Here is a 24,548-nt window from a genome sequence, read left to right as displayed (position 1 = left end):
TCAAAATAAAAGCTGTTTGTTGTGTACTGGGAATTTCTTCTAATTTAAGCTCGTTTTTAGATTTTTACCAGTTCTATTCCTAAATTTATAGTACCAACTAAATTAAACTATAGATATTTTTTCAAACCTTTGTTTTTAATTAACCTAATAGCCTCTATTTCCTCATTTTGATAATATATTATTATCGCTTACACTACTATCCCATGAATTAAATGTATCAATCACTTCATCAATTATTCTTATGTTGCGTTCCCTAATTTCTTCTAATTTCCAATCTTTAATATTACTATTACTCATTGCCTTTGTAATCGCTATATTAGATTTTGCATACTGTTCTTGTTTTTTTGAAAAGTATCCATTGCTAGCAATAATGTTTAATCTCTTCTCAAAAGGAATCTTATTACCTATAGTCTCTATTAATTCATTTACTTCATCATTATTTGTGTTAAAATAGCTTGGCTGCCATTTCAGCGGTAATATATGTTCAATTTCCCAATTATAAGGTAATAATTCATTTTGTTCTTCTGTATTGTAAGCAAGTAGTTTTAATAACATTCTAACAGCATTTTTATGCAAATGTTTAATGCCATTTTTCAACTCATCTTCTGTTACATTTTTAAAATCAAATTTTAACACTTTATCATGTAAAATAGACGAATTTAAATTCAAAACGCTTGTTTTAACTGAGTTTATTGTTGGCGATACTATATATACTTTAAATAAATTTACAAATAATTTTCTTAAAAATGTCAAAAATAATTCTTCAAAATTTTCACTATTCTTATTTTTTAAATAGTAAATAATTACTGGATATTTCCAGAATTCATTTGGGTATGAGCTAAGAATGTCTAAAATACTTAATATAGAAAAATTAGTTGTCCATTTTGATTCTTTTGCTTCTCTGCAATTAACAACCTCCCAAAATTCTAAAATATCTTTTAGGTTTTGTAATAGATTGTCCTTAAAAAGTCTAGAAAAGCTATCTTCTGCAAAATATTTTCTAAGTCCAGGTGTAGTTGTCTTTTTATCCTTGTCCATAGCTCTCAAGTAAAACATATAATAGTAAAACAACTTTTGAATACTTTCTGCTGCCGTTTCTGATCTTAATGTAAGGTTTTTCCATTCTTCCACAAATTTAGCTTTATTCTCTTCATTAAGTTTATTATATATTTTGGCTTTAAAAATATCAGCATCTGATAAAGGTAGGCCTCTATCATTTAAAGTAGAGAATATTGTTAATGCAGTTTCTTGAGTGTCAGCTTTAATTGGTAATACAATTGTCTTATTTAATGCATTATTTGTAAATCTATAGAAATTTAAAGGCTCATTATTTGCATATTCATCTAATAATTTTATTAGTAACTTGTAATTTAGCGAATATCTATCCTTGCTTTTATCCTCAACTTCTCCAGTTTTTAAAATATTTTCTAGAATCTGATTATATTCTACTTCTAATACTTTTGACTCAATAAGAACTGAACTATAGTCAGCAACGCTTGTTAATTCATCTATTTTCCAGATTGCCAGCTCAATCTGTCTAATAAAATTATCCTTTTCCTTGCTATCACTCATTTTTTGAAGTTTTCTATGAATTGCTCTTAATAGCAAAAATAAAGTAGTTATTCGTTGCTGTCCATCTATTATTTCTTGCTCCTTGTTTTTATTGCTAAAAGAAACAATACAGCCTAAAAAATATGATGACTCATTTTGATTATTTGTGTATTCCACTAAATCTTCAAAGAGTGTTAAAACTTGATCATCAGTCCAAGCATAAGGCCTTTGGTATTCAGGGATCAAAAATTTTTCTTTTGCCCCTGTCATTAACAGCTCTTTAATACTACTTTTATTTACCTCTATAGTAGTTGCCATATCTCCACCTCTCTTAAATAAAATTTTTCTTATTATACTTTCAATAGATTTTCTTATCTCTTCCATCGTCGGTTTTTGACGTTTTTTGCATGCTGGTAAATTCCTATCATCTCAAAACGCTTTTGTATGAGCATCCTTAAATTCGCCCAAAGCAGTTTTATTTCCGTATTCGCCCAATTCTTTTTGAAAATCTTTTGTTATATTGTTTATTACTTTACTTATAACCTTAGTCTTTCCAAAATCTTAGTATTCTTCATTCTTTAAACCAGAATGCACAAACAGCAATATTTTAGTACCATTTATATACATTTTGTGTGAAAAACCATTGATTTTAAAGCATTTCCAGGTTTTTTAACTACTCCCATTCAATCGTTGCTGGTGGCTTACTTGAAATATCATAGACAACTCTATTGATTCCATGGACTTCATTTATGATTCTACGACTTACATTTTCTAATAAATCATATGGAAGCCTTGAAAAGCTTGCTGTCATTCCATCGCTTGCATCTACAACTCTAACACAAACTGCATTTTCATACGTTCTATTATCGCCCATAACTCCGACTGAATTTACATTTAAAAGCACACAAAATGCCTGCCAAGTCTTATCATACCACCCACTTGATTTAAGCTCTTGCCTTAAAATCACATCGGCTTTTCTTAGAAGCTCCAACCTTTCACTTGTAACCTCACCCATTATCCTAATAGCAAGTCCAGGTCCAGGAAATGGATGGCGAAAAACTAAATCTTTTGAAAGTCCAAGCTCAAGCCCTAAAGCTCTAACCTCATCTTTAAAAATTTCTCTTAATGGTTCGATTAATTCAAATTTTAAATTTTCAGGAAGTCCGCCGACATTGTGATGAGATTTTATGGTTTTACTAGCTCCACCAAAGCTACTGCTTTCTATAACATCGCTATAAAGAGTTCCTTGTGCTAAAAATTTAACATTTTTATGTTTTTTTGCCTCTTCTTCAAAAATTTCTATAAAGGTATTTCCTATAATTTTTCTTTTAAGTTCTGGCTCGATTATACCGCTAAGCCTTTTAAGAAAAATTTCGCTAGCGTCGATTTTTATGATATCAATCCCAAGTCTTGATTTAAATGTATTTTCTACATTTTTAGCTTCATCCATTCTCAAAAGCCCATTATCCACAAAAACAACTACTAAATTTTGAGGTACTGCATGAGCTAGTAAAGCCGCCACAACAGAGCTATCAACCCCACCACTTACAGCACATAAAACTTTATCATTGCCAATTTTTGTTTTTAAATTTTCAATTTGAGTTTTTGCAAAACTCCCCATATTCCAAGTGCTTTCGCAACCACAAATATGTTTAGCAAAGTTTTTTAAAATTTTATCTCCAAATTCAGTGTGTGCAACTTCAGGATGGAATTGCAGGGCATAAATTTGCCTTTTTTCATCACAAATTGCTGAAAATTCACTATTTTGCGAAGTGGCTAAATTTGTAAAGCCATTTGGTAAATTTATAACTTTATCAGAATGACTCATCCAAACTATTTGATTTTTATCTATATCTTTAAAAAGATCGCTTTTTTTAACTAAATTTAAATCAGCCTTTCCATACTCTTTTTGAGTTGCAGGAACGACTTCCGCACCAAATTTATGTGCAATTAGCTGCATACCATAACAAATTCCTAAAATCGGTAAATTTAAATCAAAAATTTTATCATCACAAAAATACGCATCTTTTGCATAAACACTAGCAGGTCCGCCACTTAAAATAACCCCTTTTGGATTTTTTTCTTTTATGATTTCTAAATTTGAATCAAATGGTAAAAGCTCTGCATAAACACCTTGTTCTCTTAATCTTCTTGCAATTAATTGAGTGTATTGCGACCCAAAGTCTAAAATTACTATATCAGCTGTGTTCATAAATATCCTTTAAAACTTCAAATAAATAAAATTATATCAAATGTAAGCTAAATTTACTTTGATATATTGATATCTTTATTTGTTGAATAGACAGGCGGTGCTTTATATCCACAACCACTTGATAAACTTACAACTAAAATTAATAATAAAAATGTTAAAATACGTTTATGAAAAACACTAAAGATATCGTTAGAGAAATACATAAAACTCCTTTATATGATGAAATTAAAGATCTGCAAGACTTCTTTAATTGCTTAAGCCCAACCCATAAAGAGGTTACAGCTTTTATCTATCTTAAGAAAGAGGATAAAAATCAAGAAGTTCCAAATCTTTTAATGTTTGCTTGCAAACACAATGCAGGTTTGCAAGAGTTAAAAAGAGATAGTAGTATAAAAAACATAAAATATTTATTAAATTTATTTATAAAAGTGCGACCTGTTTCAAAATTAAACAAAATCAAAGATGTAAAATTTTTTGTTGCTACAAATTATATGAAAAGACAGCAAAAAGCGTTAAAAAATATCCAAAATACAATTTCACAAATTCCGCCATATTTTGAAAAAAGCAATGGCAAATTTAAAAATAACTTTAAAGATGAAAATCTTTATAATAAATTTGAAGAGATAAGGAAGATTATACTTGCTTCTAAATGAGATAAAATCCCTTCCAAACAGCCCTGGAGTTTATGAGTATTTTGATAAAAATGGCAAACTTTTATATGTCGGAAAAGCTAAAAATTTAAAAAATAGAGTAAGAAGCTATTTTAGCTTTACTCCAAATTTAGAACCTTCAAAAAGGGTTAGCTTAAGAATTAAAAATATGCTTTTACAGGTTGAGCACTTAGACTATATAGTTACAAAAAGCGAAGCAGATGCATTAATCTTAGAAAACTCATTTATCAAACAACTTAATCCAAAATATAATATCTTGCTTCGTGATGATAAAACATATCCATATATTTATATCGATTTAAACGATGAATTTCCACGCTTTGACATAACTAGAAAAGTCATAAAAGGCTCTCATATAAAGTATTTTGGACCGTATTTTAAAGGTGCAAAAGAGATTTTAGAAATTTTATATAACGAGTTTAAATTAGTTCAAAAAAAATCCTGTATAAAAGGAAAAAAATCTTGCCTTTTTTATCAAATAGATCGTTGCCATGCTCCTTGTGAAGGAAATATTTCAAAGTTAGAATATAAAAAAATAGTAAATGAAGCCATTTATGCCTTAAAAAACCCAACTTCATTAATACCACCTTTAACAGACAAAATGCTAAATCATGCCAAAAACGAAAACTACGAACAAGCAGCAAATTTAAGAGATAAAATTGAACTTTTAAAAAACATTGATACAAAAATAAAACTTGATTTAGCAAGTTTAGAACATTTTGATGTTATTAGTGTAGCTGAATTTAAAGGCTTTATTTGCTATGTTATGTTAAACATCAGAGAAGGAAAAGTAATAAATTCAAAATATAGTGTAGTAAATTTAAAAGACTTTACTCAGCATGATTTAGGCGAAATTTATAAACAAGTTTTAATTGACTCATACCCTTTAAATTCACCAATCACAACTACAAAAATTTATGTAAATGATGACTTTTTAGATAGGGAATTAGTTGGTGAAATTCTAACATCTCGTCATGATAAAAAGTTTCAAATCATTCATCCAAAAATAGGACAAAAAAGAAAAATTTGTCAAGTTGCTTATGAAAATGCTAAATTAAATATCAAAAAACATCTAAAAACTCACGATTACGAGTTTTTAAAAGAGATAAAAGAGTATTTTAAATTATCAAATTTACCTATAAATATAGAGGCATTTGATAACTCACACATCCAAGGAAACGCTATAGTTGGAGCAATGATAGCATACAACGAAAGTGGGTTTTTAAAACAAAACTATCGCCATGCTCATCTAAAGGCAAACAACGACTACGACCAAATGAGTGAGTTTTTAAATTTAAGAGTAAATAGATTTGGTAAGTTAAGCCCACCTGATTTGTGGGTAATTGATGGGGGAAAGGCACTTTTAGATTTAGCTATTTTAATGGTTGAAAGCAGTGGAGCAAATATAGATGTAATTGCCATTTCAAAAGAAAAAGTTGATGGTAAAGCTTATAGATCAAAAGGCGGAGCAAAAGATAAAATTTATACAAAGCAAGGAGTTTTTAATCTTCAAACTGATGATAAAAAACTTCAATTTTTTCAAAAACTTCGTGATGAAGCACATAGATTTGCCATTTCATTTCATAGAAAAACAAAAACAAAATCCGATTTAGAAAAATCAAAGCTTCTAAATTTAGGCTTAAGTGAAGCTAAAATTGTAAAGCTTATTAATTATTATGGAAGTTTTGATAAAATTTATAAAGCAAATTTTGATGAAATTTCAAATTTAATTGGAAAAAATAGTGCAAAAAAGCTATTTTATGATGAAAAATAAAAAATATATGCTAAAATACAAAACTATTTTATATTTTAAGAAAGGCTTGGATGGTAATTTATAATTCAAATTTTAAACTCATAGGCATGTCTAATAGTATTTTGAATTTAATTGGATATCCTAGTTTTGATAGTTTTTGTTCTAAATATAACGATATTTATGATCTTTTTTTAAATGACCAATGTTTTGCTGATTGCAAACACTACACTCAATACCTTTTGCAATCTCAAAAAACAACAATGATAAATATAAAAACTTTTCAAAACACAATAGTTAAATGCATTGTTTTTGTGGATATTTTGCATAAAAATGATAGTTGTGACGAGTTTTATATGGTTTGTTTTTTGCCACAGAATATTAAAAATGAAAAGATCTTATCAAATGTACTTTTATTAAATCAAAATTATAAAAATAACAATAAATTCATACCCAACAATTTAAATATTTTTGTTAAGGAGTATGAAAGAGAGATTTTAGCGAATCAAGAGAGAGAAAAAGAAAATGAACTTAATCTCAAAAAGAGCTGGTTAGATATAAATTTGCAAAGATTAGAATTAGATGAAAGTAATTTTATATTACTTTTAGAGGAATTTATAAACAAAACAGTAAAAACTGAGGAGTTTTTACATGAAATGTTACTTCTTGGCGAAAAAGAAAATTATATAAATTTGCTAATAAATTTAAAAGATTCCGCACAATCGTTGGGCATAAAATCTATTGTAAAAATACTTCATAAGTTAGAAAATTTAAAAAAAGATGAAATTTCAGCAACTTTTAGAGAATATCACTATATAATTACACAAATGAGAAAAAATATTATGAAAAGGAAAGATAATGAAGCTAAGTACCACTTCTATTATTAAGGTTATCACCGGTGTTCCAACGGCTATTATTTTGTTCGTGGCTGCTTTTTTTGTTTATGATTCTTATAAAAATTACGAATCATCAAAATACATTTCAGCAACCATAGAAGATATTGATAATGCAAAAGAGTTGGTTGAGCAAATAAGAAATGAAAGAGGGCTGAGTGTTATTTATGTCGCTAGCCAAGGTCGTTTCAATGTAAAAGAGATTTTAACAAATCAAAGATCAAACACAGATAAGATTATTGCTAAATTTAATGATTATTTGGTTAATTATAAAAATAGACAGCACTCTATTTTAGATTTTAATTCTAATAAAGAAATTCCAATTGAATTATCTAAAATAGCAAATTTAACTAGCCAAATAGGAAAGATTAGACAAAGTATTGATAATGTAAATGTTGATTTTAGTGAAGTTTTTGGTAAGTATTTTGAAGAGATAGAGAGTTTGTATATAAGCTATTTAAGTACTATACAAAATTATAAGACAACGCCCGAAATATCGGCAATTTCTTCTAACTTGGTATTAACATATGAAGTTATGAATGCTTCTGGTCTTCAAAGAGATTATGTTGTTACTCTATTGGGTAGCGGTAAAACACCAAGCTTTGAGACTATAAACAACTGGCAAGCAATCAGCAACAAAAGCTCTTTGATTTCTTATACGACTTTACCAGATTCTAAAATCAAGGATGATATTAAAAAACTTTTAGCATCTATAGAATCGCAAAGTATAATTTCAAACGTAAATACTCTCAATACAAAACTTCAACAAGAAGCATTGAGCGGAGATTTTACTGTTGGCTCGATGGAATGGTTCTCTGCTATAAGTGAGAAAGTGAATTTAATTAAGCAGATCGCTACGCAAATAGGGCAAGAGCTTGATAGTCAAGTTGATAATTACCAACAAAATTTGCAAGAACAACTTATAATAGCATTTATTGTATTTGTATTGGCGATTATCTTCTTATTAGTGGCTGCTAAATTTGTTGTTACTTTCCAAAAAAATATTTCGGAATTAGGCAAAGTATTAAATAATGTAAGCCATATTTCAAATCAAGATATAGAGATAGATTTAAGAACCTCAGACGGTCTTACAAAAGCTTATTCGGTAATACAAGATGCAATTGATGTTATAGCAGCACAGAAAGCTTCAGCAGAAGAAGCAAATAAAGCAAAATCAATATTCCTTGCAAATATGTCGCATGAAATTAGAACTCCTTTAAATGGTATTATTGGTTTTACGGAGTTATTAAAAAATACAGACTTAGATGAAGAAAAAAGAGATTATGTTGATATTATAGAAAAAAGCTCTGAAAATCTACTTACTATTATTAATAACGTTCTTGATGTTTCTAAGATTGAAAGTAATAAAGTTGAACTTGAAGATATACTTTTTGATCCTATTGCAGATATTGAAAGTGCAATTGAAATTTATGCAGCTAAATCAACAGAAAAAAATATAGATTTAATGTCCTATATAGATCCAAGTTTAGTAAATCATCTATATGGTGATATCACAAAAATTAAAGAAATTTTAATTAATTTAATGAGCAATGCTGTTAAATTTACTCCTGAAAATGGAACGATTTTGGTTGAGGTTAAAAGGCTAGAATCAGATATTGAAGGTATAGCAAATGTTAGATTTAGCGTAAAAGATAGTGGTATTGGTATAGCAAAAGATAAAATAAGTAAAATTTTTAGTGCGTTTTCTCAAGCAGATTCAACTGTTACTAGACAGTATGGCGGTACAGGACTTGGGCTTACAATTTGCTCTAAATATGCGTCAATGATGGGCGGAAATTTACAGGTTGAATCAGTGCAAGGAAAAGGATCTGAGTTTTTCTTTACTTTATCATTTAAAGAAACTAAAAAAACAAACGCACACAACTTATATAGCGTTATAAAAGGTAAAAGATTTGCTTTAATAACTGATTCTATAAACAGCAATTATAACGATATACTTAAAAATTATATCCAATACATGGGTGGTAAAATTAAAATTTATGACGATGATGAGAGTATAGATGTTGATAGTTATGATGTTTTATTTACTAGATTAAGCTCATATCCTAAGGTTAGCGATGGTATGAAGTTACCAATTATCTTAAGTGCTAATTTAAAAGAGCTTCAGATGCTTGATCTTACCGATAAGATAGGCATAACTACGATATCAGAGCCTGTCAATGTATCTAAATTATTAAAAACAGTAGAAAAACTATCTTTAGGAACAAAAAAATTCGATCAAACTTCAATAAAAAATGTAAATAGTGAAGACAGTGAAGAAAATGCAAAGAGAATGGGCATAAGAGAGATTTTGAAATCAAAAACTCAGCATGAAGAGATTATAGTTAAAGATACTCAAGATGATTTTTCGCAAAGTGACTTATCGCAGACTAGTGATAATGTTGAAGTAGAAAATATTCCTGAAGATTTGGTTGTAAAATTTGAAGACAACAACTTAGATCAAATTTCAATTCCTGAAGAAAAAGGTATTGAATTAGATATTAGTTTAGACGAACTCGAAATCGAAAAAGATACTAAATTTAATGATACCGTAGTTTTAGAAAAAGAAAAAAATTTAGCAATTCAGGATACCTTGGAAAATGAAGCAACTACAATTCTTGATGAATTAGAAAATTTAGAAGTAAAGAAAATTTTAGAACCTGCACAACAACCAATAAAAGAAATAGAAGAGGTATTAGCACCTGCAAAACCACTAACCAAAATAGTTGAAGAAACGATTTGGAAAGATGAGATAGTTAATGAAGAAGTAACTGAGTATATAGAAGTTGAAGAGCCTACTACTATATATGTTGAAGAAGAGGTTGAAATTGAAGTTCCTGTTGTTACAACCATTAAATCAACTCCAGGTCAAACAATGTATAAAGCAAATGCTTTGGTAGCAGAAGATAATGAGATTAATCAAAAACTTATCAAGCACACTCTTAGTAGTTTTGGACTAAATTTAACTATAGTTGAAAATGGTCAATTAGCGCTTGAGCAAAGAAAATCTAGAGATGATTTTGATATTATATTTATGGATATAGCAATGCCTGTTATGGATGGAGTTGAAGCTACGAAACAAATAAAGGCGTATGAGAGAGAAAATGGCTTAGAACATGTGCCTATTATAGCTGTTACTGCTAATGCTTTAAAGGGTGATAGAGAGAGATTTATGAGTGAAGGGCTTGATGAGTATTGCACAAAACCTATTAAAAAAGATATATTAGCAGAAAAGCTAGAAATGTTTATACCGGGTAGAAAAATAGGGGCTCAAACTGAAATAACTAAACAAAAAGTTGTTAAAAAAGTTCCAAAAACTATAATAAAAAAAGTAACAAAACCACAAACTGTAATAAAACAAGTTGTTAAAAAAGTGCCAGTTACTATTAAAAAAGAAGTTTTAGTTGATGAATTTGAGTTAAATACAAATGAAAATGTGTCAGCCTTACCAAATTTAGCTAATAGAGATATTTTAATATGTAAAAAAAGTACAATTGAAAATAAAATTTTTATGGGAATTTTAAAACAATTTTCAACTAATATTGATTTAGCTACTAATTTGGAAGAAGTTGTTAAATTTATGGATAAAAATTGCTATAAATTAATAATGATTGATAGTAAAAATATTCAAGGAAATGAGGATAAGATTAATTTTATTTTAAAATCTCAAAATAATAAAATAACTAAAACTATTGTATTTATAAATTCTCAAAATGATGATGAGGCATTATTTGCTGATAAATTTTCACTCGTACTTGGAAGCAATATTAAAAAATCAGAACTTGAAAGTTTAGCAAATACTTATATGGAGCAAAATAATGAATAATATAAATATACTAGTAGTTGATGATGATTTAGTAAATTTAAAATTAGCAGAGATTATGCTTAAAAAACATAGCAATGTTGGAGAGATAATTAAAGCAAATAATGGTTTAGAGGCTTTGAATGTTTTAACTGAGAGAAATGATATAAATATCGTTCTCTTAGATATTGTGATGCCCGTTATGAACGGGCTTGAATTTTTAGATAATATCCAGGTTAAGGAAAAAATTTCAAAAATTCCAGTTATTGTTCTTACGACTGATGAAACAGTTAAAAGAGAAGCTTTTAATAAGGGCGCAAATGATTTTTTAACCAAGCCTATTGTTGAGAAATTGTTAATAGAAAAAATTAATAAATTTACAGCACTTGATTAAAGTGCTACTTAAACCAGCCTTTTATTTTTTCAAAAAGGCTGGTCTCTGCTATTTCATTTGTTTTTACTCCGAAGCTTTCTTGTAAATTTTGTATCATTTTGATTTGTTCATCATTTAGTTTTGTAGGCATTTTGATTGAAATTTGTGCTATCAATTTACCAATTTCTTTAGTTCTAATGTTTTCTATACCTTCGTTTTCTAAAATAAACTGCTCTTTATCTTTTGTTCCAATATGAAGCTTTAAGTTTTTTTCGCCACGCAGGGTTGGTATCAAAATATTTTCACCCAACATAGCTTGAGTAACAAAAATAGGAATTTCTATATAAACATCATCGCCATGTCTTATAAATTTATCATCTTCTTTTACGGTTATATTTACATATAAATCACCATATTCTCCGCTTTTAGATAAATTTCCTTTTTGAGATATGCGAATTTTCATTCCATTATCAACACCTTTTGGCACATCAAATTTAAAACAAATCTCTTCTTCTTCATATCCAAGACCAGAACATTTTTTGCATTTTTCAACTATAATTTCACCTATGCCGTTACAATGAGGACAGGTGCTAACAAAGCTCATAAATCCACGGGTTTGAGTAAATTTTCCACTTCCTCCACAAGTTTTACAAGTATTTTTTTTACCGCCATTTCCATCGCAAGTTTTGCAAGGTTTTTTTATTTTATACTTCAGCTCTTTTTGAGTTCCAAAAACTGCATCTTTAAAATCAACTCTTAAATTTATCTCTACATCCAGCACATAATTATCAACCCTTTTTTTAGTGCTTCTTGAAAAGCCGTCTCCAAAAAATGATTCAAATATATCACTAAAATCTTCAAAACCCCTAAATCCACTAGACGAGCCAAGTCCCGCTTTACCGTATCTGTCATAAATTTTTCTTTTTTCTTCATCTCCTAAGCATTGATATGCTTCATTTATCTCTTTGAATTTTCTCTCTGCCTCTAAATTTCCTTGATTTCTATCTGGATGATATTTTAATGCAAGTTTTCTAAAAGCTTTTTTAATTGTATTACTGTCAGCATCTTTTGAAATTTCAAGAATTTCATAATAATCTAATTCACTCAATTTTCTCTCCTAATAATATTAAAAACGCAAATTTTATCTAAAAATACTAAAATATTTATAAATCTTTACGATTTTAAGATATAATATGCCAAATTTTAAACCAAAGGATTAATTATGATAAATGTTTTAATGATTGAAGATGATACAGAATACGCGCAATTTTTATCTGAATATTTACTAAAATTTAATATTAAAATTACAAACTTTGAAGATCCATATTTAGGTATAAGTGCTGGTATAAAAAATTATGATTTGCTAATTTTAGATTTAACTCTTCCTGGAATGGATGGTCTTGAAGTATGTAAAGAAATTAGAGAAAAGTATGATATTCCTATTATCATTAGTTCAGCTAGAAGCGATGTAAGTGATAGAATCGTGGGACTTCAAATAGGTGCTGATGATTATATGCCAAAACCTTATGATCCAAAAGAGATGCATGCAAGAATTATGAGTTTGATTAGACGTTATAATAAAACTCCAAAAGTTGAAGAAAACGTTGTAGACAGTATATTTAGAATAGATGAAAAAAGGCATGAAATTTATTTTAATGAAGAGGCTTTAGTCTTAACTCCGGCTGAATATGAAATATTAGAATATTTAATTAAACAGCATAGTTTTTCAGTCTCAAGAGAGCAACTTGTATATCATTGCAAAAGCTTAAAAGATAAAGACTCAAAAAGCTTAGATGTAATAATTGGTCGTCTTAGATCAAAAATAGGCGATAGTTCAAAAAGCCCTAAACACATTTTTTCAGTTCGTGGAATAGGATATAAGTTATTAGGATGAAATACTCTTTAAGCGTTAAGATAAGTTTTGTATTTGCTATCGCATTTACTCTAGTTTGCATTCTTTTTATTACTTTTGGTAATATGCAAAATAATCAAGCTTTTGATAGAATGCGAATAGCACAATTAAATTCTATTAATTATTTATTAAGCCTTTATGAAAGAGGCACACCGCCACAGGATTTAGAGCAATATTTTGGCAACTTTAATTTAACATTAGTAAAAGATAAAAATTTAATTTTAAATGCATTAAATAGTGGCAAGATTATGTTTAGAAACTTAACTCCAATAGGCGAATTTAGATCAATTAAATATCAAAATTCTCTATTTTTGTATATAGAAAATCAAGCTTTTGATATTGCTTTTGAGACTATGGGTGCCAATAATTTAAACGACCCGCTTTGGGTTGGGTTTTTTTTAACTATAGCTCTTTTATTTTCTCTATATTTTTCTGTGATGAAAAGTTTAGCACCTTTAAAAAAGCTAAATAAAAATATAAAAAAATTTGCAACAGGTAATTTAGAAAGTGTAACTTTAAATGAAAAAGGCGATGATGAAATAGCTCAGGTAGCACAAGAATTTGATAAAGCTGTTTTAAAAATAAAAGATTTAGTTAAATCTCGCCAACTTTTTCTAAGAACGATAATGCATGAGCTAAAAACTCCTATTGGAAAAGGTAGAATTGTATCAGAGATGATAGATGATGAAACTCAAAAAAAGCGTTTAGTAGATATATTTGAAAGACTGGAAATTTTAATAAATGAATTTGCAAAAATAGAGCAACTTTTATCAAAATCATACTCATTAAATTACCAAGAATACCATTTTAGTCTAATTTTTGAGCAAGCAAAAGATATGATGATGCTAGATGATCCATCTAAGCATATAGAGATAAATTATCAAAAAGATGTGATTTTAAATGTAGATTTTCAGCTTTTTACCCTTGCAATTAAAAATTTAATAGATAATGCTTTAAAATATTCAGATGATAAAAAAGTTTATATAAATTGCTTAGAAAATGAAATTTGTATTAGCAATGTTGCAAAGCCTCTTACAATGTCGATTGAACATTATAAGCAAGCATTTATTAGAGATAAAAACGAAAAAGCCACCGGAATGGGACTTGGGCTTTATATTGTAGATAAAATTTGTGCTATGCATAGATTTAAATTAGACTATTTTTATAATGATGGAAAACACCATTTTTGTGTAGTTTTTAATGATTTGATGGAAAAAGCTTGTGAAATACCTTTTAAAAGAAATTTTTTAAAAACAAAGAAAAAATAGATGAAGAATTTAGAAAAGTTTGAAAATTTAGTAAGCTCTTTTGAAAAACTTCCTGGGGTTGGCAAAAAATCAGCCCTTAGATTTGCCTATCATGTTAGTTTGGTGGATTCTTTTTCAGGGTTAAATTTAGCTCATAGTATAGAAGCAGCAGTTATGTCGCTTAAACGTTGTCAAAAATGTGGTTTTTTAAGTGAGAATGAAATTTGTGATATTTGTATTGATGAAACAAGAGAAAATAGTTTATTATGTATAGTTGAAAATCCAAAAGATGTGTTAATTTTAGAAAAAAGCGGAATTTATAATGGGCTTTATTTTGTTTTAGATGATGTTAATAATGAAATTATCCAAAAGCTAGTAAATTTAGTATCTCAAAATTCCATCAAAGAGATAGTTTTTGCATTGACTCCTGGTATAAATAGCGATGGCATTATGCTTTATGTTGAGGATAAATTAAGTCAATTTAACATACATTTTACTAAAATTGCTCAAGGAATTCCAACTGGTGTTAGTCTTGAAAATATAGATATGATTTCGCTTACAAAAGCGATGCAAGATAGAATGAATATTTAAAGGAAATATATGAAATGGAATCTAAAAGAGTTTTTTAAAAACGATAATGAATGCATGGAATTTATAAATTCAACAGAGAAAAATTCTATTGAATTTAATCAAAAATACCAAAATAATCTTCAAAATCTAACCAGTAGTGAGTTTTTAGAGGCGTTAAAAATTTATGAAAAAATTAATGAAAATTTAGCTAAATTCACAACTTATGCTTATCTTAATTTTGCTATTGATACAAAAAGTGGTTCTAAATTGGCAAAAATCGAAGAGTTGTATAATAAAATTTCAGAAAATTTACTATTTTTTAGTATAGAATTTAATCTACTAGATGAAAATTTAAAACAAAATTTCATTGAAAATTCTAGTAATTATAAATATTATTTAAATTTGATTGTTAAGCAAAAATCTCACGAGCTTACTTTTTTAGAAGAGAGAATTTTACTTAGAGTTAGCTTGGTTGGATCTAGTGCGTTTGCTAGATTATTTGATGAAACGATGAGTAATTTAAGATTTGAATTTGATGATAAGCTTTTAAAGGAAGAGGAAATTTTAAGCTTATTACATAGCAAAGATAGAGAAGTTAGAAAAACAGCAGCTCTTAGTTTAAGCAATACTTTAAAACAAAACAGCCATCTTTTAAGCTATATTTTTAATATGATAAAAACAGATTTAAAAATTACATGCGACTTAAAAAACTATAAATTTGGCGAAGATGTTATGCATGAAAATAATCAAATAGAAAAAGAAAGTGTTGATAGTCTAATAAAAGTTACTCAAGAAAATTTTGATTTAGTTAGTGACTTTTATAATAAAAAGCGTGAAATTTTAGGTTATGATGAACTTTATGATTATGATAGATATGCACCACTTGGAGATGATAAGTATTATAGTTTTGAAGATTGTAAAGAGATAATTTTAGAAGCTTTCAATGGATTTAGTAAAGAATTTGGTGATATTGCAAAAACGGCTTTTGATGAAAATTGGATAGATGTATATCCAGATGATAATAAAATTGGTGGAGCATTTTCTCACTCAGCAGTAAGTAGCATACATCCTTTTGTATTGTTGAATTTTACATCAAAAAGAAGAGATCTTTTTACGCTAGCTCATGAATTAGGACATGCAATACATCAAAAATTAGCTTATAAAGTTGGTTTTTTAAATTCTAACACTCCGCTTACTACGGCTGAGACTGCTTCTGTTTTTTGTGAGATGCTGGTATTTGATTATGTTTATAAAAAATCCGATAAAAAAGAGAGATTGAATTTATTATCATCAAAGCTTGAAGATATTTTTGCTACTCTTTATAGACAGATAAATTTTACTACATTTGAGCGTGAAATTCACTCTTATAAAAATGAATTAAGCAGTGATGAGATAGGCGAAATTTGGTATAAACATTCTAAAGATATGTTTGGAGATTGCCTTATTTTAAATGATTATTATAAATTTTGGTGGAGTTATATACCTCATTTTATACACACTCCATTTTATTGTTATAGTTATTCATATGCCCAACTTTTAGTTTTGGCTTTGTTTGAACTTTATAAAAGCGGTAAATGTGAAAATTTTGTAGAAATTTATACTAAATTTTTAAGTCTTGGAGGAAGTAAAAGTCCTAGGGATATGTTGGCTATGTTTGGTCTTGATATACAAAGTAAGGAGTTTTGGGAGATTGGTATAAAAATGGTTAGAAATCTAGTAAGCGAATTTAAGGAACTAAAATGATAAATCAGATATCAAAAGATATAAAATTTGGAAATCTTATGAGTTCTCACGCAAAAGAGTGTTTGGCATATTTAATAAATAACATTTCAAATTTTAAAATTGTTGTAAATTTAAAATCAGTAAAGTTTGATCCAATTCTTCCAGAAAAAATAATGAAAAATTTTAATTTGCCTATTATTGTTTTTGAACTTGGCGGATACACTCTTGAAACTGCTAAAATTCAAGACGATTGCCTTACTTTCGAGGCTGCTTTTGGCGAGGAGGATTTTGTGAGTTTTTTAAGTATTCCATACTATTGTGTTTTGCAAATTTTAGTAGATGAAACTCCTATTTTTTTAAATCTTGCTACAAATAATCAAAGTAGCAAAGAGAGATCAAAGAGAGCTTTTAGTTTAGATTGATAAAATTTTATATAAAACTCTCGAATTTTTGTTTTAAATTTGATTAAATTTTTTAAAGGAGGGTTATGAAAAATTTATTTTTTATTGCTATTTTTGCGATTGTATTTAGTGGATGTTTTTACCAAAAAAGCGGTATTGTTTTAAATCCTTATATTAATAATAAAAATTTAAATTCTCATCAAAATTACAAAGAGATTTCATTTATAAAATATGTTGTTGATAATAGGCGTGATAAAAAAGCTGTATTTTTAAATGGCGATAATTTAAATAAAGATATTTTTTTGGAAAGTGATTTAGAAATTTGGTTTAAAGATGCATTGATTAAAGAGCTAAAATCAAACGATATAATTTATAATTTAGAAAAATTAAGTATAGGTTTAACTATTAATAAATTTCATATAAATATAACTCCAGATGAGGACAAAAATTTAAATGCAATTGGTGAAATTTTTGTAGAGATCAAGAAAAATTCTGTTACAACGACTAAGCGAATTTTGAAAAATATTATCGAGTTAGCAGATGCAAAAGATGTTTTGAATTTGAAGTTAATTTTAGAAGATTTGGCTAAAAATTTGGTTAAACAAGTGGTAGAAAATATAAAATAAGTATTTGATTTGAGATGTTTAAATTGTGGTAAATTAAATTTTAGTTTTATTTGTAAAGATTGTATTAGAAATTTAAGCGAATTTACACCAAATAAAAGAATGGCTGGAAAATTAAATGTGTATTCTTTTTATAAGTATAGTGAAATCAAACACTTAATCCACACAAAACATAGCCTTAGCGGAGTTTTTGTTTATAAAATTTTAGCAAATTTGAGTTTTAAAAATTTCGCTAAAACGCTAAATTTATATGAAAAAGTATATGCAATTGGCGTTGATAACGATGTAACAAGTGGGTATTCTCATACGGCCATTTTAGCAAATTCGCTAAAAACTAGCGAAATTTATCCGCTATTTAACTCATTAAAAATGAATTCCAAAATAAAATACAGTGGCAAAACTCTAAATTTTAGGCAAAAACATAAAAGAGAATTTAAGATTTTAAAAGCAATAGATAGACCAGTAATTTTGGTGGATGATATTATAACGACTGGCGAAACACTAAAACAAGCTCACGAAATTTTAGATAAAAGTGACATAAGGGTTCTTTTTGGATTGGTTTTGGCAGATGCAAGGGAGTAAATTTAAAAAATATACAAATTTAACCAAACTAAAAGATAAGCTTTGATATAATAAGAGGTTAATTTAAAGTAGGAAATATTATGGAAAAAACACTTTTTGAAGAAGATATTCAGATTATAGATGTAGAAGATTCTATTAAAACTAGCTATCTTGATTATTCTATGAGCGTTATTATTGGTAGGGCACTTCCTGATGCTAGAGATGGTTTAAAGCCTGTTCATAGAAGAATTTTATATGCAATGAATGATCTTGGTGTTGGAAGTAGAAGTCCATATAAAAAATCGGCTCGTATAGTTGGGGATGTTATTGGTAAATACCATCCACACGGTGATACTGCTGTTTATGATGCATTAGTAAGGATGGCACAACCATTTTCTATGAGAGTTACTATAGTTGATGGTCAGGGAAACTTTGGTTCTGTTGATGGCGATGGTGCTGCTGCTATGCGTTATACAGAGGCTAGAATGACAAATTTAGCAGAAGAGCTTTTGAAAGATTTAGATAAAGATACTGTTGATTTTGTTCCAAATTATGATGAGAGCTTGAATGAGCCAGATGTTTTACCATCAAGAGTGCCAAATTTACTTTTAAATGGAAGTAGCGGTATTGCTGTTGGTATGGCTACAAATATACCTCCACATAGTCTTGATGAACTCATTGATGGCTTACTTCTTCTTCTTGAAAACAAAAATGCAACACTTGAAGAGATTATGAAGCATATTAAGGGTCCTGATTTTCCAACAGGTGGTATTATTTTTGGCAAAAAAGGAATAATTGATGCATATAAAACAGGCAGAGGTCTTATAAAAATTAGAGCCAAAACTCATATCGAAAAGAAATCAAATAAAGATATAATAGTTATAGATGAGCTTCCATATCAAGCCAATAAAGCAAATTTAATTAAAAAAATTTCAGAATTAGTAAAAGATAAACAAATTGATGGCATTAGCGAAGTAAGGGATGAGAGTGATAGAGATGGCATTAGGGTTGTTATAGAACTAAAAAGAGATGCGATGAGTGATGTTGTGCTAAATCATCTTTTTAAATCCACCATAATGGAGACAACTTTTGGCGTTATTATGCTAGCCATTGATAACAAAGAGCCTAAAATTTTTGCATTAAAAGAGCTTTTAGAGTTATTTTTAAATCATAGAAAAACAGTAATCATTCGAAGAACTATTTTTGAACTTCAAAAAGCTCGTGCTAGAGCTCATATATTAGAAGGTTTAAAAATAGCTCTTGATAATATTGATGATGTTATAGAACTTATTAAAAATAGTCCTGACACCATAAGTGCAAGAGACTCTTTAGTGGCAAAATTTGGTTTAAGTGAGCTTCAAGCAAATGCTATTTTAGATATGAGACTTAGCCGTTTAACGGGTCTTGAAAGAGATAAGATAGAGGCTGAATTAAAAGAAATTTTAGAAACGATTCAAAATTTAGAAAACATCCTAAAAAGTGAAAAATTGATTGAAGAGATTATTAAAAATGAGCTTTTAGAGATGAAAGGTAAATTTAAATGTCCTAGAATCACTGAAATAGTTGATGATTATGAGGGAATTGATATTGAAGATTTAATTCCTAATGAAAATATGGTTGTAACCATAACTCACCGCGGATATATAAAAAGAGTTCCAAGTAAAACCTATGAAAAACAAAAAAGAGGTGGCAAAGGAAAGGTTGCACTTACAACTTATGATGATGATTTTATAGAAAATTTCTTTATTTGTGATACTCATGACACTCTTATGTTTATAACTGATAGAGGGCAATTATATTGGTTAAAAGTATATAAAATTCCAGAAGGTAGCAGAACTGCAAAAGGTAAGGCAGTTGTAAATTTAATAGATTTGCAACCAGATGAAAAGATTATGGCTATTATCCCAACAAATGATTTTGATGAGAATAAATCTTTAGCATTTTTCACAAAAAATGGCATAGTAAAACGAACTAAATTAAGCGAGTATTCAAATATCAGAAGCGTTGGAATCAAAGCTATAAATTTAGATGAAAATGATGAAGTTGTAACGGCTTTAATTATAGAAAAAGATGAATTTGAGTTAAATTTAACTAATCAAAATTTAGAAGAAAACATTGATGAAACAGAAGAGGTTAATCAAATAGAAGGAGATGAAATTCCTAGCGGACAAATGCTTTTAGTAGCTACCAAAAAAGGTATGTGTATTAAATTTAATGTAAGTAGTCTTAGAGAGATAGGTAGGGTAAGTCGCGGTGTTACTGCTATTAAATTTAAAGAGGATGAAGATAGCGTAATAGGTGCAACAGTCATTCAAAATGATAATCAAGAAATTTTAAGTGTTTCATCAAAAGGCATTGGTAAAAGAACAACTGCTGATGAATATAGGCTTCAAAAAAGAGCAGGCAAGGGCGTGATTTGTATGAAGCTAACAAATAAAACAGGGGATTTAATAGGTATTGTTATTGTTGATGATGAAATGGATTTGATGGCTTTAACAACTAGCGGTAAGATGATAAGAGTCGATATGCAAAGCATTAGAAAAGCAGGGCGAAATACAAGCGGAGTTAAGGTTGTTAATGTGGATGGAGAAGAGGTCGTTAATATAGCCATTTGTCCAAAAATAGAAGAAGATGAAGAGATGGGAGATGAAAATGAAGAGATATAATGTAGCTATTGTGGGTGTTACTGGTGCTGTTGGAGAGGAAATTTTGTTGCTTTTAGAAGAATATGATTTTCCTGTAAATAATCTTTTGCCTCTTGCTAGTGCAAAAAGTGCTGGTCAAGTAGTTGAATTTCAAGGAAAAGATTATCAAGTAAAAGAGCTTACTGAAACCGTATTTGAAGAAAATGAGATTGATATTGTATTTTTTAGTGCTGGTGGATCTGTATCGGCTCATTTTGCTCCTTTTGCTGCTAGAAGCGGAGCAGTTGTGATAGACAATACAAGTCATTTTAGAATGCAAGAAAATGTTCCTCTTGTGGTTCCTGAATGTAATCCAGATGATATAAATGCATGGCAAGAGACAGGGATTATTGCTAATCCAAACTGTTCAACCATCCAAATGGTTCAAATTTTAAAGCCACTTGATGATGCTTTTGATATAGAGCGTGTTGATGTTAGCACATATCAAGCAGCAAGTGGAGCTGGCAAAAAAGGAATGGATGAGCTAGTAGATGAGCTAAAAGAATTTTTTGCTTTTAGACTTGATGAGTATGAAAACAAGGTTTTTCCGCACCAATTAGCACTAAATGTGATTCCTCATATTGATGTTTTTTTAGATAATGACTATACAAAAGAAGAGATGAAAATGGTTAATGAAACGTCTAAAATTTTACATAAAAATATTAAAGTTTCAGCAACTTGTGTTAGAGTACCAGTTTTAAGAAGTCACAGCGAATCTATAACTATTAAATTTGCAAATGATTTTAGCGTAGAAAAAGTGAAAGAAATTTTAAAAAATGCTATAGGCGTGAAATTATATGATGACGTAAAAAACAATATCTATCCTATGCCGATTATCTCTTCTAATACAAATGAGACTTTTGTGGGTAGGATAAGAAAAGATAATTTTGATGATAAAATTCTTCATTTATGGTGTAGCGCCGATCAAATAAGAGTTGGTGCTGCAACAAATGCAGTTAAAATTGCACTTAAATGGATAGAAAATAACTAATGAAATTTGAAATTCTCATCCCTTGCGGAAATCCAACTGCCCTTGTTTGGGATGAAAATTTCTCTAAAACTGACAAATATGAAATTAATAAAAATTTAATGAATAAATTTAATTTCATAGAGCAAGTAGGATTTTTAAATAAAATTGATGGTGGCATTAAACTTGAAATGGCTGGCGGAGAAACGTGTTTGAATGCCATTAGAAGTGCTGCTTTTTTGGAAATGAGCGATAATACAAATTCTTGCATAGTTAATAGTTGTGGTGAAGATTATCAGTGTGGCAAATTTCAAAATTTAATTTATATTAGTAATAAATTAAATTCTATTAATTTTAAATTTTTAAAAGATAATCAAATCCTTGTAAATTTAAAAGAGATTTCTCACATTGTGAGTTTTGAAAAATTTAGTTTTAAAGATGATGATGAATTTAAAAAATTTGCTTTTTTAGAGCTTCAAAAACACGGTCTTACTAAATTTAAAGCTTGCGGATTTATCATTTGTGATGATGATTTAATTTTTCCTGCTGTTTATGTAAGAGATGTTGATACTTTATTTTTTGAAAGTGCTTGCGGAAGCGGTAGTTTGGCTGTTGGTATTGCAAAAAATTTAACTAAAGGCATTAATTATTGTAAGCTTATACAGCCAAGTCAAAAAACAATTTTTGTAGAAATTTTTAAACAAAATGATAATTTTGATAAATTTAAATTATATGGAGAGGTTAAAATATATGATAGAAAAAATTTTTGAAAAGATTCTTTGGAATTCAAGAATTATAACAATTTTACCTGTTATATTTGGACTAATTGGTGCTATTATTTGTTTTGTGATAGCTAGTTATGATATTGTTAAAGTTTTGGTTGGAGCGTGGCAATATTTTGCAATAGGAAATAAAGCGCTAGATCTTCACTCAGATGCTGTTGGTGCGATAGTAGGGGCTATTGATCTATATTTAATGGCTTTAGTTTTATTTATATTTAGCTTTGGTATATATGAGCTTTTTATATCTGAAATAGAGCCAATGAAATTATCAAAACACTCAAAAGTTTTAGAAGTAAAAAGTTTAGATCAGTTAAAAGATAAGATAGGAAAAGTTATAGTAATGGTATTAATAGTAAATTTCTTCCAAAGAGTTTTGCATACAAAATTTGAAACACCTCTGGAAATGTGCTATTTGGCTTTATCGATACTTGGATTGTGTGTTGGGTTATATTTTTTACATAAAGGTAGTAATCATTAAATTTAAAGGATAGATATGATTTTTGTGGATGCGTGTTTTAAAAAAGATGTAGCTTATACGCCTATTTGGATGATGCGTCAAGCTGGACGGTATTTGAATGAATATATGGTTGTTAGAAATGAAGCTGGTGGGTTTTTAAATCTTTGCAAAGATTATAAAAAAGCAGCCACTGTTACCTTGCAACCTGTAGAAATTTTGGGCGTTGATGCTGCGATTTTATTTAGTGATATTTTAGTTGTTCCTCTTGAAATGGGAATGGACTTAGAATTTGTAAAGGGTGAAGGGCCTGTTTTTAAAAATCCCATAAAGACAATTAATGATTTAAATAAACTCGATATTGAACAAGGGGTTAAAAATTTAGACTACGTTTATGATACCATTAAATGCGTAAGGGAAAATTTAGCTTATGAGAAGGCTTTGATTGGATTTTGTGGGGCACCTTGGACTGTTGCGACATATATGATTGAGGGAGCTGGAACTAAAACTTATGCAAAATGTAAAAAATTGCTCTACCAAAACCCCGAATTTTTGCATCAAATTTTAAATTTAGTGACTCAAGCCACAAAAATATATTTAGAAAATCAAATTAAAGCTGGAGTAAATGCTGTTCAAATTTTTGATAGTTGGGCTGGAGCTTTAGAAGAGGGTGCATTTTTTGAGTTTAGTTTTAAATATATTTTAGAAATTTGCGATTATCTGAAGGCTAAATATCCACAAATTCCTATTATAGTTTTTCCAAAAGGCATTAGTGGATTTTTAGAAAAAATAGATGGAAATTTTGATGTTTTTGGGGTTGATTGGAGTACGCCTATGGAGCTAGCCGCAAATAAATTATCTCATAAATTTACACTTCAAGGAAATATGGAGCCTTGTCGTTTGTATAGCAAAACAGCCATTAAAGAGGGTGTTTTAAACATCCTTGAAGTTATGAAAGGTAGATCTCATATTTTTAATTTAGGGCATGGAATTTTACCCGATATACCTGTAGAAAATGCAAAATATCTGATAAATTTAGTCCATGAGTTGTCAGTAAAATAATCTATAAAAACCAAAGAAATAAGTTTTCTTTGGTTGATTTATAAAACTTTATTGAATTTTTGATAATGTTGTTAAAATCTAAAATACTTTTTTAACATATTTTATTAATAATTTTAATATAATTAAATATAAATTTATACTAAATCACATCTTCAACTTTTCTTTTAATTTAATTCAAACTCCAGCCAATAAAATTATTTTCAAAATTTTATAAATTAAATTTAATTTATAGCTTAAAATGCTTGTCAGATGAGGTTTTTAAATTTAAAACCTTTATTTAAAATTTACAAAAAATCCACTTTATCCAACCC

At 28.5% G+C, this 24,548-nt stretch carries 20 protein-coding genes; 17 read left to right on the top strand and 3 right to left on the bottom strand.

What is annotated here, in order from left to right:
• Positions 1 to 162: 162 nt before the first annotated feature.
• Both F1B92_RS01070 and guaA read right to left on the bottom strand, forming a co-directional pair.
• On the bottom strand, positions 163 to 1,935 hold the full coding sequence (locus F1B92_RS01070; RefSeq protein ID WP_229770856.1) for a DUF262 domain-containing protein: 1,773 nt from the start codon (positions 1,933 to 1,935) through the stop codon (positions 163 to 165).
• Positions 1,936 to 2,224: 289 nt separating this feature from the next.
• Positions 2,225 to 3,763, bottom strand: coding sequence for a glutamine-hydrolyzing GMP synthase (guaA, locus tag F1B92_RS01065; RefSeq protein WP_154570070.1), 1,539 nt, complete (start codon positions 3,761 to 3,763; stop codon positions 2,225 to 2,227).
• A gap of 167 nt (positions 3,764 to 3,930) precedes the next feature.
• Here guaA and F1B92_RS01060 point away from each other — a divergent pair, with 167 nt between their 5' ends.
• From F1B92_RS01060 to F1B92_RS01040, 5 genes are read left to right on the top strand one after another with little or no spacing between them, the layout of a single operon-like run.
• On the top strand, positions 3,931 to 4,416 hold the full coding sequence (locus tag F1B92_RS01060) for a hypothetical protein (RefSeq protein WP_154570069.1): 486 nt from the start codon (positions 3,931 to 3,933) through the stop codon (positions 4,414 to 4,416).
• A complete protein-coding gene (uvrC, locus tag F1B92_RS01055) occupies positions 4,403 to 6,208 on the top strand; it encodes an excinuclease ABC subunit UvrC (RefSeq protein WP_154570068.1) in 1,806 nt (601 codons plus the stop codon). Before F1B92_RS01060 ends, uvrC begins: the two co-directional genes overlap by 14 nt.
• A gap of 50 nt (positions 6,209 to 6,258) precedes the next feature.
• Positions 6,259 to 7,071 (top strand): hypothetical protein, encoded by an 813-nt coding sequence (locus tag F1B92_RS01050; RefSeq protein WP_195836263.1) that lies wholly within the window; start codon positions 6,259 to 6,261, stop codon positions 7,069 to 7,071.
• The gene (locus F1B92_RS01045) at positions 7,043 to 10,903 is read left to right on the top strand and encodes an ATP-binding protein (RefSeq protein WP_154570066.1); all 3,861 of its coding nucleotides are present in this window, start codon (positions 7,043 to 7,045) and stop codon (positions 10,901 to 10,903) included. The genes F1B92_RS01050 and F1B92_RS01045 overlap by 29 nt, the downstream gene beginning before the upstream one ends.
• A complete protein-coding gene (locus F1B92_RS01040; protein ID WP_154570065.1) occupies positions 10,896 to 11,273 on the top strand; it encodes a response regulator in 378 nt (125 codons plus the stop codon). Before F1B92_RS01045 ends, F1B92_RS01040 begins: the two co-directional genes overlap by 8 nt.
• Before the next feature lie 4 nt (positions 11,274 to 11,277).
• Here F1B92_RS01040 and dnaJ read toward each other — a convergent pair whose 3' ends face one another.
• Complete coding sequence (dnaJ, locus tag F1B92_RS01035) at positions 11,278 to 12,360, bottom strand: molecular chaperone DnaJ (protein WP_154570064.1); 1,083 nt, start codon at positions 12,358 to 12,360, stop codon at positions 11,278 to 11,280.
• A gap of 114 nt (positions 12,361 to 12,474) precedes the next feature.
• On the opposite strand from dnaJ, the gene F1B92_RS01030 reads away from it, so the two are divergent.
• The 12 genes from F1B92_RS01030 (at position 12,475) to hemE (ending at position 24,237) form a co-directional block, all read left to right on the top strand.
• Positions 12,475 to 13,146 carry a response regulator transcription factor gene (locus F1B92_RS01030; protein ID WP_154570063.1) on the top strand — a complete coding sequence of 224 codons (672 nt, stop codon included), beginning with the start codon at positions 12,475 to 12,477 and terminating at the stop codon, positions 13,144 to 13,146.
• Positions 13,143 to 14,432, top strand: a complete 1,290-nt coding sequence (locus F1B92_RS01025; protein WP_154570062.1) for an ArsS family sensor histidine kinase — start codon at positions 13,143 to 13,145, stop codon at positions 14,430 to 14,432. The genes F1B92_RS01030 and F1B92_RS01025 overlap by 4 nt, the downstream gene beginning before the upstream one ends.
• Entirely contained in the window at positions 14,433 to 15,002 is a 570-nt protein-coding gene (gene recR / locus F1B92_RS01020) for a recombination mediator RecR (protein ID WP_154570061.1), read from the top strand.
• A gap of 9 nt (positions 15,003 to 15,011) precedes the next feature.
• Positions 15,012 to 16,724 carry a M3 family oligoendopeptidase gene (locus F1B92_RS01015; RefSeq protein WP_154570060.1) on the top strand — a complete coding sequence of 571 codons (1,713 nt, stop codon included), beginning with the start codon at positions 15,012 to 15,014 and terminating at the stop codon, positions 16,722 to 16,724.
• Entirely contained in the window at positions 16,721 to 17,125 is a 405-nt protein-coding gene (locus tag F1B92_RS01010) for a hypothetical protein (protein WP_154570059.1), read from the top strand. Before F1B92_RS01015 ends, F1B92_RS01010 begins: the two co-directional genes overlap by 4 nt.
• A gap of 65 nt (positions 17,126 to 17,190) precedes the next feature.
• On the top strand, positions 17,191 to 17,730 hold the full coding sequence (locus F1B92_RS01005) for a YajG family lipoprotein (protein WP_154570058.1): 540 nt from the start codon (positions 17,191 to 17,193) through the stop codon (positions 17,728 to 17,730).
• 9 nt (positions 17,731 to 17,739) lie between these two features.
• Complete coding sequence (locus F1B92_RS01000; protein ID WP_154570057.1) at positions 17,740 to 18,309, top strand: ComF family protein; 570 nt, start codon at positions 17,740 to 17,742, stop codon at positions 18,307 to 18,309.
• Positions 18,310 to 18,389: 80 nt separating this feature from the next.
• Complete coding sequence (gyrA, locus tag F1B92_RS00995) at positions 18,390 to 20,954, top strand: DNA gyrase subunit A (RefSeq protein WP_154570056.1); 2,565 nt, start codon at positions 18,390 to 18,392, stop codon at positions 20,952 to 20,954.
• A complete protein-coding gene (locus tag F1B92_RS00990; protein ID WP_154570055.1) occupies positions 20,941 to 21,963 on the top strand; it encodes an aspartate-semialdehyde dehydrogenase in 1,023 nt (340 codons plus the stop codon). The genes gyrA and F1B92_RS00990 overlap by 14 nt, the downstream gene beginning before the upstream one ends.
• On the top strand, positions 21,963 to 22,709 hold the full coding sequence (locus F1B92_RS00985) for a hypothetical protein (protein ID WP_154570054.1): 747 nt from the start codon (positions 21,963 to 21,965) through the stop codon (positions 22,707 to 22,709). The genes F1B92_RS00990 and F1B92_RS00985 overlap by 1 nt, the downstream gene beginning before the upstream one ends.
• Complete coding sequence (locus tag F1B92_RS00980) at positions 22,690 to 23,199, top strand: YqhA family protein (protein ID WP_154570111.1); 510 nt, start codon at positions 22,690 to 22,692, stop codon at positions 23,197 to 23,199. Before F1B92_RS00985 ends, F1B92_RS00980 begins: the two co-directional genes overlap by 20 nt.
• A gap of 15 nt (positions 23,200 to 23,214) precedes the next feature.
• A complete protein-coding gene (hemE, locus tag F1B92_RS00975; RefSeq protein WP_154570053.1) occupies positions 23,215 to 24,237 on the top strand; it encodes a uroporphyrinogen decarboxylase in 1,023 nt (340 codons plus the stop codon).
• Positions 24,238 to 24,548: the final 311 nt, after the last annotated feature.

It is taken from the genome of Campylobacter portucalensis (assembly GCF_009690845.1).
In the GTDB taxonomy this organism is placed as follows: domain Bacteria; phylum Campylobacterota; class Campylobacteria; order Campylobacterales; family Campylobacteraceae; genus Campylobacter_B; species Campylobacter_B portucalensis.
Note: the sequence above shows the minus strand (reverse complement) of the source record. Positions and strands in the feature narration are given on the sequence as shown.

Coding starts and splice junctions, on each gene's coding strand:
- F1B92_RS00985 (WP_154570054.1), top strand. CDS start 21,963: ATGAAATTTGAAATTCTCATCCCTTGCGGAAATCCAACTGCCCTTGTT.
- F1B92_RS01030 (WP_154570063.1), top strand. CDS start 12,475: ATGATAAATGTTTTAATGATTGAAGATGATACAGAATACGCGCAATTT.
- recR (WP_154570061.1), top strand. CDS start 14,433: ATGAAGAATTTAGAAAAGTTTGAAAATTTAGTAAGCTCTTTTGAAAAA.
- F1B92_RS01050 (WP_195836263.1), top strand. CDS start 6,259: ATGGTAATTTATAATTCAAATTTTAAACTCATAGGCATGTCTAATAGT.
- hemE (WP_154570053.1), top strand. CDS start 23,215: ATGATTTTTGTGGATGCGTGTTTTAAAAAAGATGTAGCTTATACGCCT.
- F1B92_RS00980 (WP_154570111.1), top strand. CDS start 22,690: ATGATAGAAAAAATTTTTGAAAAGATTCTTTGGAATTCAAGAATTATA.
- F1B92_RS01060 (WP_154570069.1), top strand. CDS start 3,931: ATGAAAAACACTAAAGATATCGTTAGAGAAATACATAAAACTCCTTTA.
- F1B92_RS01045 (WP_154570066.1), top strand. CDS start 7,043: ATGAAGCTAAGTACCACTTCTATTATTAAGGTTATCACCGGTGTTCCA.
- F1B92_RS01070 (WP_229770856.1), bottom strand. CDS start 1,935: ATGGAAGAGATAAGAAAATCTATTGAAAGTATAATAAGAAAAATTTTA.
- guaA (WP_154570070.1), bottom strand. CDS start 3,763: ATGAACACAGCTGATATAGTAATTTTAGACTTTGGGTCGCAATACACT.
- F1B92_RS01040 (WP_154570065.1), top strand. CDS start 10,896: ATGAATAATATAAATATACTAGTAGTTGATGATGATTTAGTAAATTTA.
- F1B92_RS01015 (WP_154570060.1), top strand. CDS start 15,012: ATGAAATGGAATCTAAAAGAGTTTTTTAAAAACGATAATGAATGCATG.
- F1B92_RS01025 (WP_154570062.1), top strand. CDS start 13,143: ATGAAATACTCTTTAAGCGTTAAGATAAGTTTTGTATTTGCTATCGCA.
- F1B92_RS01010 (WP_154570059.1), top strand. CDS start 16,721: ATGATAAATCAGATATCAAAAGATATAAAATTTGGAAATCTTATGAGT.
- F1B92_RS00990 (WP_154570055.1), top strand. CDS start 20,941: ATGAAGAGATATAATGTAGCTATTGTGGGTGTTACTGGTGCTGTTGGA.
- F1B92_RS01005 (WP_154570058.1), top strand. CDS start 17,191: ATGAAAAATTTATTTTTTATTGCTATTTTTGCGATTGTATTTAGTGGA.
- gyrA (WP_154570056.1), top strand. CDS start 18,390: ATGGAAAAAACACTTTTTGAAGAAGATATTCAGATTATAGATGTAGAA.